Raw genomic sequence first — 13,265 nt, 5'->3', positions numbered from 1 at the left:
ATGATCAAATTCTTTAGACGGATACGACAACGTATACTTATAAATAATAAAGGGACAGAAAACAACTTCAGAAAATACTTGTTTTATGCTCTTGGCGAAATTGTTTTAGTAGTAATAGGCATCCTTATTGCACTGCAGATCAACAATTGGAACGAAGAGCGGAAAAGCGAAGCCAATACCCTGATTATGTTAAAACAGTTGAAACAAGAGAATACGGCCAATATGCTGGATTTAATTGTAGATAAAACGGCCAGGGAATCTACCTACCCCAAGATGCTAAAATTCAACTCTTTTCTTGCAAAGCAAGATATAGAAAAGGAACGCGATTCATTGCGGGTTTATCTGGCAGAATTTTTCATTTCAACCTCCTATAGTTTTTCGGAAAGTTATCTTATGAGCTATATCAACTCAAATACCAAAGAAAACTCTATACTGAGCACGGCATTGGTAGATTTGCATTCCCTGCAGGAGCAACTTACTTACATTTCTGAAAAAGGTATGGATTCAAGATTCGAAAACTTCTACAATGTCCTAGTAAAGGACATCGATTTTACAAATCTGGAAATAAACTCTTATGAAACATTAAAATCATTCGAATTCCGCAATAAGATTATTATGATGGCCATAGTGGAACAAGCAATAACCACGCAATACAACGCTACACTACAGCAGCAACAGAAAGTAGATTCCATTATAACCAAATTCCTAAAGGAATAGAGCTTAGACCAATGGTCGTGATGGGTACAAACCATAGGGATACCCCATTACAACGGGAATTCGGGTGCCTAGATGATTAATTCCGATATAGAACAACAACCTTAAAAAGTAACGGTCTTAAAGTAGTGGTTTCCTTATATTTTATTGTTTTATAGTTCTTTCAATTTCATTAACGCTTCGGATTTTGAGTTCACATTAAGTTTCAGATAAATATTCTGCACGTGGAAATTTATAGTGCTCGTGGTAACAAACAACTTGTCGGCTATAACCTTGTAAGTAGCTCCCCTACACAGATAATCTATAATTTGGTTTTCTCTTTCGGAAAAAGATTTGTACGATTTTCTGCGGAACATGGAGATTACTTTCTTCGCAATATCGTTGCTCATGGCCGCACCTTCATATTTAATGGAGTTTAAAGCATGGTGCAAGCGTTTTTTGCTTACTGGTTTGGTAAGGTACCCATTGGCCCCATTTTTAAAAGCCTTTTTAACGACTTCAAAATCGCTTTGTTCACTTACCATAATAATTTTTACATCGGGGTCTTTTTTCCTAAAAAGTCTAATTCCCCTTATACCAAAAATATCGGGTAAGGAAGCTTCCGATACAATGATATCGGGCATAGCGTTGTCATAATCCAACAAAGCGGTTTCCATAGAACTATAAATGCCCATAAGGGAATAGTCTATGTAGGTTTCAAAATAATACTTGTAGGCTTCGTGGAACTTTTGGTCATTGTCCACAACGATGATTCTTAAAATATTTGATTTCATATCTTATAGTATTTTAATGGTTTGATTTAAAATTTTCTAAAAAATGAATATCCAGAATGTAGAAATAGGGAACGGTTTATGAGCATAGATTTACCTGCTAAGCAGTTTCTTATGCATAGGAAATGTTGATGCCACGTATCGAAATTTGAAAATCAAATTTCCACGTAGAAGATAAATAGGGATGTATATGCTAATAAAAGAGAATTACCTTCTTATAATTTTAGCAGCACAACAATAAAGATTCCCGTTTCCACAATGGTTAACAGGATTTGTGTTTCTCTCCAAATTGTGTGTTAAATGATAAAAAAGATTCGTGTTTCTTATGCCTTGGTTTTGCATAAGCGTCTTGCGGACCAGTAGGTCCGGTTTTTGCATAAAGGCTACAACCTGTGTCTCCTTTTTGGTTACTGTAGAGGTAGAGGTAAGATTTCATATAGCGGGGTTTTTGGGGTTTTATAATGGTTTTGTATAATCTTCTCTATACTTAAATATAGTAATATTTAATACTTGCCTCTAAATTTGATGCGTATTTTCGTTCAAATGCACACCTGTTGTTCATTATTTTAACGCTAAAAACGTAAAAAAATAACAACTGAAACACATTCTTATAAATATGATAACCCTAGACTACATCGTTTTTTTGCAGTTAATAATTGATGCGTCAGTAGTTCTGGCCGTGCGTGTAGTGGTTAAAAATACCTTAACCGACGATTACCTTATCAGGGTTAATCGTCGGCAAGGTAAAAGCAAACTAGGACGTGCTTTTAGTTCCGTACTATTTTGGTGATTTGTGGATCACCGCCGTCAAAAACGGTCTACTGGTCTTCAAAAGTAATATCGGCAGTAGCGGTATTGGTATTGTTTACCTGCATGATCCATTTTTCGTCTCGATACTTGCCATCCAAATTGGAGACAAAGGCGTTCTCGGCATCTGACTTAACATTAAAATCTGCCAAATAAACATAGTGCAACCCATTTTTCTTATTGTAAAACTGCTTGGCATTTAAACCTTGTTCTTTAAGGTCTTTCATAAATGCGTTTAGGTACCTTTTGTTTTTATAAACGTTGGCGATTACGTAATATCCAGATTCTACACCAATGATATCGGAAAGGTTTCCAACCTTAATAGGGAGTTTTTCATACTTTTTGTGCTGCCCGCTTAACGACGTATTTGATGTTCTCGATGTTTCGTTACTTGCAACACGCACTGTATTGGATGAACTTCTATAGTTCTTTGGTTTGCTATCGATGTTTCGCCTAACATCGTTCCTTAGAATTCTTACAATAGTTTCAAACTTCTTCTCAAAAGCTTCGTTTCTGGCCTCTTCAACAGAGTCTTGTCTTAGGATCAATTCGTCCAAAATTAAACGGTTCTGATAGGCAAGGGAGTTTTCATCTACACCGGTAAAGGTTACCTCATTATATCCGGCCCCATTTTTTTTGGCATCCTTTTCGGTTTTACCGGCAAGAGCCCTGGTACTTTGCTTACGTTCTTTTTTGTTCTTTCTTTCCTGTGCAAGACTGGTTTTTTTTAGTTCTTTTTCACTTTTATCTTTTTCCGCAACCAGCTTTAAGATTTGTTCTTCGTAGTTTCTAACGATGCGATCTATCTGCCTATCGTTAGACTCTTCGGTGCTATCCCCGAAGCCATTGCCATTATTTTTAAAGGTATAGGCCAAGGAAAGTTCATGGTTCCAACCAAGATCTACCTCCTCTTCAAAAACATTTTTCTCCAATAAATACCCGAGGGATAATTTTTTATTTAGATTAAGTCCAAAACCCAAAGACAATCCGTATTCATCATCCAAGGTGGTTTGTAACCAGCCGTACTCGGGTAGATCAAGTAAGATAGAACCAACATAGTCCATACTGCCATCCTCGTTTTTACCGAGTTGCATTAAGGGCATTATCCTCGCTTTGGAGAACAATCCGGTTCTAGTCATAAATGAATAAGTATATTGGAGAGATGCTTTAATGCTTTTATCATTAAAGCTTGTTAAAAAACTGTTTGTTGTTTGATTATAGTTCAATAAGTTTTCTGCGTACAAACCAAAATCAAAACTACCTACGGACAATGTAATTCCGGGCTGAATTGCAAGTTTGTTCTCTAAACTCGCTTCAAGAAGTTCGGGGTCGTTTTCCGTTGCAATAACCCTGTTCTTGGCCAACCCTTCACTGAAATAGGTAACGTTTGTCCCAAAAGTTAGTTTGCTCTTTTTACTTAATTGTACAGAAGTGGCGTAATTGGCATTAAAACCAAATTCTTGGATAACACCTGCCCATTGGCTATAAACGCTTATTCCTAAAGCTGTATGATCATTTAGCTTATTGCTAAAGCCCAAGAAATAGTTTTGACTGTTATCTTCGAAGGTAGCATACTGGTTTCTATGTAAAATGTTAAGATAGGATTTGTTCTCCCTTACCAAAGAAAATGTGGGGTTGATTAAAAACCTATTAAAGAATAACTGATTGTGATAGGCCGTATTAGAACCAAACTCTGAGATGGTTTCCTGGCTATAGGAAATCTGACCACCAAGACCGAGGCTCAATACTACTATTGAAAATACCTTCGTTGCTATTGTAATATTACGGTTCATCTTATTGAAATTATTGTTGTCCTAATCACTAAACGTGATTATATCTGCTTTGAAATCCTTGCAAAGTGCTAATCGGCCAGGGTCTAATAAAAATAGCTCAATACACTTTTAGATCGGTCCGTTTTTCGTCATCGGTCTTGCTCACTATCAAGTAGGCCGTGCTGAAATTTCCTTCGTTTAAATAATTGAATTGAATAGTTGGTAGTTAGTTACCACCGTGTTAATCATCCTCAAAAATGGAGGTGGTGTAGTTCGTCTTCGCATCACTATTGAGTACTTCCAGGATGTTATACCCTTCGTTTTCCTGTAGCTTGTCGTTTTTATTTGTTGAGAGTGAAAATGCCACTGGGTAAACAGCACCCTTTTCCCTTCCCCTATTAGACATTACGTAGCCCACGCCTTTTTCCGTTAGGGCTATGGAAAAATCGTCCTCAATGCTATTGATAGAACTACCAAGGTTAACGGACCAGCCCACTTTTTTACTTCCTACTTGGGCCATAAACACATCTAATCCGCCATGTCCCTTATGCCCATCCGAGGCAAAAAACAAGGAAGTTCCACCTACAATATTCGGGTACAGATCGTTCTTGTCCGTGTTTACCTTCGTACCTAAGTTCTTTGCCACTCCACAAGTACCATCCGCATTTATTTTGGAAACATAGATATCGTATTTACCAAAAGTACCCGGCATATTGGACGCAAAAAACAATCTTTTTCCGTCATCTGAAATCGTTGGATGCAAGGCTGATGAATATTTAGGGTTAACAGCTACTTCGCGGATGTTCTTCCATTGCCCATTGATCTTGTCTGCCCTGTATATTTTGTGAACCATTTGTTCCTTGGAAAAAACACCATATAAGGGTTTTACCAAACTGGCCCTACTAAAATAAGCCGTATTGCCATCTGCAGTAACAGAAATTGGGGTTTTATATGCATTTTGATACCCAAGGGTCTTATCGCTCAAAAAATCGGAACCTGCCTTTCTTGGAATCTGTTGTTCTACCATATCCTCAAGAGCGCTGGTTCCGTTATTTTGAAGAAAATCCAGGGATTTATATTTACTGTTGGTATTGGATGAAGCTAAAGTAGTTTTTACCGGTTTTTTATTTACCTGATAGTCCTCCTTTATAGCAGCCACCCAGTCCCTGTTATTTACTACCAATGTAGAGGCGGTTGCCTTGGTTTTTTCCAAAGCATACTCATAACGCTCTTCGTAGCTTGGTTTCAGTACGCCATCCCTATTATGATCTCGTAGTTTATCATACCAATATATGGCGGTCTCGTAGTTTTCAATTAAGAAGTTGGCGTTGCCTAGGTCTTCAAAGATCTCACTATCCTTGTATCCCAATTTTGAGAGTTCTAAATAGTGGTCAATTCTTCTGTTCCCTTCGCGAACTTCCCAATTGTCTGATTCGTAGTGCTTTGCATTTTGCGCTGACAATGAACAGCAAAAGAAAGTAATAATACATGCAAAAGCAACGTTGTAGGTTATAGACGTATACATAATGTAAGATATTGGGGTTACTAATTCCTCCAAAGTTCAATAAAAGTTTTGAACCTTCTACTAGCAAAAATTCATAGGTTTTGAATTTTTTCGGGCAATTCTTAGAAGTTTAGCGTATCTAATACGATGCACTATTGGTTATGAAATAGGCCGATAACTCCCACATAAACAGTGTACATACGCTTATCCGGCACAAAAAGATGTATCCTCCGCGAATATTTTTTTAAAAAGTTTCTGGAATTTCTAAAAATCTTCAAGTTTAAAGAATTAAAGAAGTTCTATTTGGGATTCTATGTGTTATTACTTGTGATTTTCATCCGCATGTTCCAACCAATAAATAAGGTAAGGAATGTTATAAGCATGTGTCCAACCAAATACCCTTAACCCCTGATTTATTTCCCAGTTCGTAAACATTCCTGCACTTTTTGGCAGATTAGATACTTTTAAAAGGGCTTCACTTAACTCTTTTTCATTATCAAAATCATTGATGTCTTTGGTCAATTCAGAGACTTTAAGTACCTCGGCCCTCGCCAATGCCTCCTCTAGAAAACTTTTTTGGCAACTAAATTCATAACCCAATAACAACGGATAAATGGTTGCCAGGTAAGATTCCATTTCATGATTGAGAGGCGGAACATTGCGTACCCATCTGGCGTGTTCTAACAGCGCTTTTCTAATTTCTTTCTTACCGGTAATCTGATAATACTTATAGAGTCCCTGTACGGCATAGGTCTGACTGTAACCATACCGATCTAACAACAGGTTACCTCCCTGTTCTTGTTGCAGGGTAAGCATTAGGTTAACCCTTTCATCCAGTTCTTTCCGATACCGCTCCAATTTGGTGGCATCATATAGTTCTACAAGGTTAAGAACAGATAAATACAATCTTCTGCCTCTTAGATCGTGATCTCCCCAAATGCGTTTTATATAGGTATCGCCGGTCATTTTGGCTATTTCCAAGGCCCGTTGATCGCCTGTAAGGTAATACGATGCAATCCAACCCTGGATCCATACATGCGCACTTAACAGGGCATACCAATGCTCTCCCGCATGTCTGCGCCCAATACCTAAATACGGAGTGGATTCTTTCTCTTCTTCATAATCCCAAAAGTCTATGGCATCATTGATCTGACCCAAGTAACTTCGCTTTTTTGGCCAATGAATATTATCCACGTCCATAGTGTGCCTGCTCATAGCCTGGGCCATGTAATAATATTTGGCATCGCCGGTACGCATAAAATTGGTCCATAGCATAAAGTCTACAGTGGGTTCGTTGTTTGTCCATTGAAACCATTGATCCCTAACATAGTAACTTTTGCCATCTCCATAATCGAATATGCCGTACCACGGCTGTCTTTTTTGATTAAACAAATACCATTCGTACTTGTACTGCAACGCGTTCTCAAATTCGGGGTACTTGGTTGAAAAAGGTGCTATGTTCCCATATACTTTTGCGTTTGTATACCATGCAGGGGATACGTGTGCCACAGGACTCTTAAGTACGTAGTCCATTTTTTTATCGACTTCGGTGGTGGCCTCTCCGTCATGAAAATAATAGAGGAATTCCGTAGTCTTTGTAATCCCTTGGGCAAAATTAGCCAGCATCTGGCCATCGGGTTCGGTATTCTTTCGCGCAAAGCTCATAGGACCATTTTCCAAAGGCCAGATATTCCCAAGTATTGCGTTTGTTTTGGGATCTACCTCTAGCCCTTTAGGGTACTCTTCGAGAAAATTCTTGATCCCGATACCAATGCCCCTGTTCTTATCGGATATGTTGATCCATCCTTTGGCTTTTTGTGCCTTGCTCAAAACAGCGCTACCATTCAAAATCGTAGCTTCAAATTTATCATTTTCATCGACCGCGGCAGCCGCACTTTCCCCACTACCCGAATTTGTTTCTCCTCTAAAGAGGCTTCGTAAACCCTTGATTCCTCTATTCCTTCCCGGTCCTGTTTGTAATAGGCTAACTTTGTCTTCCGCAGAAACATTTACAGTTTCCAATTTTTGATCGGTATTCTCATCATACCAATTACCCCTGAACATGGGCATGGTAACCGTCGCCGTTTGGTCTAGATGATACTTCAATTGAAGTCCGCAGGCAGCAATTTGATCGTTGGGCTGCGTCCATCCCGGATCGTCCGACGTATCTTCGGAAAGTATTTTCTTATTCTGCGTTGCTATGTTGGCATGCTCACCTTCTTGAATCTTATGTTTGTCCGGAATACCAGTATACGTCATGGTATGTAAGACCTTAACATATGTTTTTCCGGCGTAAGCATGGATACGAATGGTAAAAGGAGATATATTGTTGTCTTTTCGTTCATAGACATAAGTACCCTCAATTCTAAAAATCGCATGCATAGGTCCCGATCCTTTTTCTCGAAACACTTCATTGATCATGGCTTTTGAAGTATCAATGCCCGCATCGTCCAAAATATCCAAAAAAGTACCCCTATGTTCCTCGGGTGATGAGGCAATTACTTCGCTCTCATCAAAGGTGCCATCGTCATTAAAGTCCATGGATACCTTATCCAAAAAACCGTTTCCTCGTTTGTCAATTGTAAAAGACAAGGGACCTGTATTAACATCTATACCTCCTCCGGGGCGCATGTTATTTATTGATACAATACGTTCCTTGGGAGACATTGGGAAAACCTCATCCCCATACTCCAAGGTATATTTGGAGGCCTCATCGGAAAAGAAAAATACCCATACCCATTTTATACTATCATTAATTGGAGCCCAAGTAGTGACTTCCGTGGTCTGACAGGGAATTTCCTCTCCCTTGGAATTTAGGAGACGAATGTTATCTACATAATGCAGTTCTCCCATAGGAAAGGGTATGCCCAAGGTAATAGGTGCCCCTACTACGTTGTTCTGTATTTCAATGGGAAGCTGTTTCTTTTCAGCCGCCAACAAGTTGAGCGAAATGCAAACCAAGAAAACTGCTATGGTATTTTTCATATTCTTTTTCTATTTTTTATTTTAAAACGGAAAGCCGTTATTTTATTGAACTGCTTTTCGTACACCATATTAAACTTCTGACAATGTTACTTTTTTAAATTTTGAAAACACAAACTGGCGGCTCCCAACACAGGTGCATCAGATAGATCTGACACCATCACTTTTAAATCTTTCAGCTGCCTTGGATATGCAAAGGTGTTAAGCTTTTGATACATGCTATCTTTAAACAGCGGAAAGGCTTTGCTGATAGATCCGCCCAAAACAATGGCCTCTGGGGCAAACAGATATAGTATATTCTTTAGTGCCTCTCCCAAATGCGTTCCAAATTCCAAGAAAGCTTCTAACGCTCTTTCGTTTTTACGCTGGGCCATATTATGCAAGGTTTTGGCATCTAACCCGTATTTGTCGGAGAAAAAAAAACTACTGGTATACTGTTCCAAAATGGTTTCTTTATAGGATAACATCCCTATTTCACCTGCGCCCGAAAGAACGCCATTATACAATTCGTCATTAATAATTATGCCCATTCCAAGTCCGGTACCAATAGAAAGGCCAACAAAGTTCTTGTAAGCACCGCCTTTACCGAATAACTTCTCTCCCATTGCGAAACAATTGGCGTCGTTATTAATGAAAATAGGCAGCCTATACTTTTGTTGGAGCATATCTGCTAAACCTATTTCTTTCCACGAGGGAATGTTCTGTACATCGTAAACCACTCCGCTTGCAGTATCTACCACCGCGGGTACCCCTACGCCAATAGCTTTTGTTTCTTTCGTAATAACTTCATCTATCCCTTTGAAAAGACGATTTAGCGTAGCCTTGGCAGATTCTTTGGTATCAACATCATTATGGGATTGAGCCAAAACAACAGCTTCCTTCACCCTTCCTACTTTGATGTTGGTTCCTCCAATATCTACTCCAAGAACTTCCATACGTATTAACCTTCTGCCTTTTTAAAACTTATTGTCTTATTATTTACAAGAGGATTGGCCCAAAAACCTATCGACAGAATAAAGACCAAGGGTATTAGGAGTAAAAACATTCCGGTTTTAAGACTAAGCGCCTCGCCAAAGGCACCTACTAAAAAGGGAATAATAGCACCCCCTGCTATTCCTGTACACAAAATCCCAGAAAGTGATCCATGATGTTCCTTCACCGAATTTAACGCTAAAGAAAAAATTACAGACCACATTACCGAAATGAAAAATCCGATGGCTGGAAAAGCGATCAAAGCAATATTTGCATCTCCCGTAAGTGCCAATATTAAGGATATCATGGTAATGATCGTGGCGCCAATAAGAAGCTTTCTACTATCCATAAACTTTAACAGCACCAGTCCCAACAAACACCCAACGGTAAGCATAGCCCAAAAGTAGGCTACGGTTTCGGCACCAACCGTTTGTGCGTCCAACCCATGGTACTCGGAAAGAAATTGGGATATCCAATTGCCTACGCCTTGTTCCGTACCCACGTAACAGAATATTCCGAAGAAAAACAGTATGGTCCATTTATTCTTTAAAAGACTTAAATAGGATTGAGAATCTCCTGCAACCTCATCATCTTTCTTTTTATATTTTGGGTATTTGGTAAAAAATACAACGAACAAAAGAATCAATGCAATAAACGAAAATACAATGTAGAGCGAAACCCAAGGCAAATCTTCTGGTACCACACCTACTAAAAATTCTGCTATTCCCCCATTTTCCTCAACATTGGGATTCACCAAATATTTATATAGAAACGGACTTGCAAAGGACGCCAACCCAAAAACCAATTGTGCTAAAACCGAGTTAAAGGCGAAATGTTCCTCACCCCCGGCTACTCTTAACATTGGGTTTATAATTACCTGTAGCACAGCCATACAACAACCCAATAAAAACAGGGTGATACTGAATACCAAATATCCAGGGAAAAAAGCGAACCCTAACGATGCCAGGGTCATCAACAAGAATGAAAACGACAAAAGCGTTCTATCACTATACTTTTCCGATAAGAACCCTGCGGGTATCGACATTACCCCGTACGCAATAAAAAAAGAAAATGGCAATAGCCCCGTAAGTGTAAGGCTTAAATCAAAACTATTCTTAACATCAACTATAATGGAGTTAAGTATGTTGGTAATGAAGGATATTACAAAGAATACCAACATCACCAAAATAATTATGTTATAATGCCTTTTCGGGACAATTTTGTCTTTAGCCATTTCTTGGTTTGCTTTTATGGGATGGTTATTTAATTTTTACTTCTTACCTACCATTGGAAACATGGCACTTATTTCTTCGTCCGAAGGTTGTTTACCATATTCACATATTTCAAAAAACTCTGCATGCTTAACTGTGGAAACGTCCTTATTTGGGTACCATTTTTTTATGGCTTCTTTTTCGCTATCGTTCCATGTTTTCTCTGCTGCCCATCTATTTTTCAACCAAACCAATCTTTCGGCCTTTCCTGAAGGTATTTGTGACATGTCCGCTCCGCTCACCCAGGGTAACCATTCGAACATCTGTGAATCATGGGCAGCCAAGGCTTCTACCTTGGTATCTATAACCTCATCAATAACAACCGCTATATCTTTAGAAAAGGGGTAGGGTTTCTGAAAGCCATCTTTCATATATAAAAACACCGGATTCTTTTTTAAAGGCGGGGTATCTGGCGTTACATTAGGCACAATAACCAGATACGCGGCATCTTGCACTACGATACCGGCATTTCTATGATCTGGATGATAGTCATTGGGTCTTAAACCTAACACAATATCCGCATCCCATTCCCTAATTTTTCGGATTACCTGATGTCTAACATTAAGGGTCGGTATAAGTTCGCCGTCATGGTTGTCCAATACATCGTACTTAACGCCTAATATCTCCCCAGCTTTTTGAGCTTCTGCCCGTCTTCTGTTTCCAAGTGCTCCCCCACCTTCGCTTTGGTGACCGGCATCGCCGTTGGTAAGCGCCAAAAACTTTACTTTATGTCCCATTTTTGCAAACAGAGCGGCGGTTCCTCCAAACTTGGAATCACAATCGTCTGGATGTGCCCCGATAGCTATAATGTTCAATACTTTCTTATCGCTTTCCTGGGCTTGAACCTGAATAAGGCACAGCGCAAAAAAACAGGCCGTAATAAAAATTTTTTTCATAATTGTTCTATTTTAATTTTATGAATATCGAAATTAAGTTTGGTAACAATACCAAATGTACTGCCTAAGTTTGGCCATCTCTTCTCGAAACCAAATTTCGATCGAGACGGGCCGTAAAACATAAGTAGGAAATTAACAATAATTTGGATTCAAATTAACTAACTCAAAAAAATCAACATTTTAATTACTATTCTGAACAAAATTTGTATTGATATCCAGTTCGCGCTGCGGAATAAAAAACAAGTTTCTTATGGAACCGGCATCAATTAATGGTTCTGCTTGGGTAATCTTTTGCACCGCCACGCCGAATCTTTTGAGATCTGGCCAGCGATGGTTTTCAAAAGCAAGTTCTACCTGTCGTTCGTTTAGCAACTTCTCATCAAATGTACCCGGCGTGGTGGCATCTATATTTGGCAGACCCGCCCTAGTCCTCACCTGATTGATCAATGCATAGCTCTCCCCTGATTCTCCCAGAGCTTCAGCGAGCATTAGTAATACATCGGCATATCTAAAAACGATAAAATTAATGTCGGAGTCGTTCTCCGTAGGAGGGTCGCTTTCGTATTTCCTAACATAGTTTTGAATCTCCACTTCACTATCCTCATTTATCCATGTTGTTCCCATTGAGATTTCAAACCTAAGATCACCGGCCTCATATGCATTCTCCATAGTTTCCGTTGGCCTATTTCTTCCGAAACCTTGTCCGGTCTGCAAGATAGCACTTGGGGAAAACTCGTTAGAAAAGGCACTACCCTGACCAATTCCGCCACTTATGTATTGTACTTCAAAGATGGATTCTTGATTGTTCTCATTGGCAGCACCCCATAAATCGGCGTAGTTGGGAACGAGGGAGTACCCATAGTTATCTACTATCCTTCTGAGTACGGTGGCTGCGTCCGAATCTTGTCCGACGGTCAGCAGTACTTTTGCCAACAAGGTGGCTGCGGCACCTTTTGTAGCTCTCCCTACATCGCTTGCCGGATAACTAACCGGTAAATTAGCTTCCGCCGTTGTTAGATCGGAAATAAGTTGGGTATATACCGCACTGGCATCTACCTGTACCAACTCGTCCCCAGGAATGAACGGCGTAAGCTGAAGTGGGATATTGCCAAAGGCTATCCCTAAATGGTAGTACATCAATGATCTAAGAAAAAGTGCTTCACCAATAATTCTATTTTTAAGAGTGGCATCTATTTCCACTCCTTCTATCCTGCTCAGAACAACATTGCAGTTCGCAATAACAAGGTAAGATCCATCCCAAGCTGCACCCACCTGTTCATTTAACGGGTCTTCGGTAAAGGCGTTTATTTCAGTATATTGTCTAGCCAAACCAGTTGCATCTGGCCCTTGATCCGTATTATCCCCGCGCATCTCGAACATGGTCCAATAGGCTCGTCCATATACTCCCGGGTTTTGCAATGCCGCATAGCTGGCATTTAAGGAGGCTATAAAATCACTGGTATCATTGAAGAAATCCGCTTCGTTCCTATTGGAAATGGGAGCCAATTCTGTAAAGTCCTCACTACACCCCCAAAAGGTTACTATAGCTAACAGTATTATTATTTTATTTTTCATCT

General features: G+C 39.4%; 10 protein-coding genes. 1 reads left to right on the top strand and 9 read right to left on the bottom strand.

Annotated features, from left to right (window positions below):
• Window positions 1-717, top strand: a complete 717-nt coding sequence (locus tag ACEQ81_RS15855; RefSeq protein ID WP_411031890.1) for a DUF6090 family protein — start codon at window positions 1-3, stop codon at window positions 715-717.
• A 149-nt stretch (window positions 718-866) separates the two neighbouring features.
• Here the strand turns inward: ACEQ81_RS15855 and ACEQ81_RS15850 are convergent, their stop codons facing one another.
• The 9 genes from ACEQ81_RS15850 to ACEQ81_RS15810 form a co-directional block, all read right to left on the bottom strand.
• Complete coding sequence (locus ACEQ81_RS15850; RefSeq protein WP_411031889.1) at window positions 867-1,487, bottom strand: response regulator; 621 nt, start codon at window positions 1,485-1,487, stop codon at window positions 867-869.
• Between the two features lie 259 nt (window positions 1,488-1,746).
• Window positions 1,747-1,920, bottom strand: a complete 174-nt coding sequence (locus tag ACEQ81_RS15845; RefSeq protein WP_411031888.1) for a hypothetical protein — start codon at window positions 1,918-1,920, stop codon at window positions 1,747-1,749.
• Between the two features lie 382 nt (window positions 1,921-2,302).
• Window positions 2,303-4,084: a PorP/SprF family type IX secretion system membrane protein gene (locus tag ACEQ81_RS15840; protein WP_411031887.1), complete on the bottom strand. Its 1,782-nt coding sequence runs from the start codon at window positions 4,082-4,084 to the stop codon at window positions 2,303-2,305.
• 220 nt (window positions 4,085-4,304) lie between these two features.
• Entirely contained in the window at window positions 4,305-5,588 is a 1,284-nt protein-coding gene (locus ACEQ81_RS15835; RefSeq protein ID WP_411031886.1) for a cell envelope biogenesis protein OmpA, read from the bottom strand.
• A 300-nt stretch (window positions 5,589-5,888) separates the two neighbouring features.
• Window positions 5,889-8,552 (bottom strand): hypothetical protein, encoded by a 2,664-nt coding sequence (locus ACEQ81_RS15830; protein ID WP_411031885.1) that lies wholly within the window; start codon window positions 8,550-8,552, stop codon window positions 5,889-5,891.
• A gap of 86 nt (window positions 8,553-8,638) precedes the next feature.
• Window positions 8,639-9,484 (bottom strand): ROK family protein, encoded by an 846-nt coding sequence (locus tag ACEQ81_RS15825; RefSeq protein ID WP_411031884.1) that lies wholly within the window; start codon window positions 9,482-9,484, stop codon window positions 8,639-8,641.
• 5 nt (window positions 9,485-9,489) lie between these two features.
• On the bottom strand, window positions 9,490-10,755 hold the full coding sequence (locus tag ACEQ81_RS15820; RefSeq protein ID WP_411031883.1) for an MFS transporter: 1,266 nt from the start codon (window positions 10,753-10,755) through the stop codon (window positions 9,490-9,492).
• A gap of 36 nt (window positions 10,756-10,791) precedes the next feature.
• Window positions 10,792-11,688, bottom strand: a complete 897-nt coding sequence (locus ACEQ81_RS15815) for a PIG-L deacetylase family protein (RefSeq protein WP_411031882.1) — start codon at window positions 11,686-11,688, stop codon at window positions 10,792-10,794.
• A 180-nt stretch (window positions 11,689-11,868) separates the two neighbouring features.
• Complete coding sequence (locus ACEQ81_RS15810; RefSeq protein ID WP_411031881.1) at window positions 11,869-13,263, bottom strand: RagB/SusD family nutrient uptake outer membrane protein; 1,395 nt, start codon at window positions 13,261-13,263, stop codon at window positions 11,869-11,871.
• Window positions 13,264-13,265: the final 2 nt, after the last annotated feature.

This window comes from Spongiimicrobium sp. 3-5, from assembly GCF_046557915.1.
Taxonomy (GTDB): Bacteria; Bacteroidota; Bacteroidia; order Flavobacteriales; family Flavobacteriaceae; genus JBHEBG01.
This window is presented reverse-complemented; position numbering and strand designations above follow the sequence as displayed.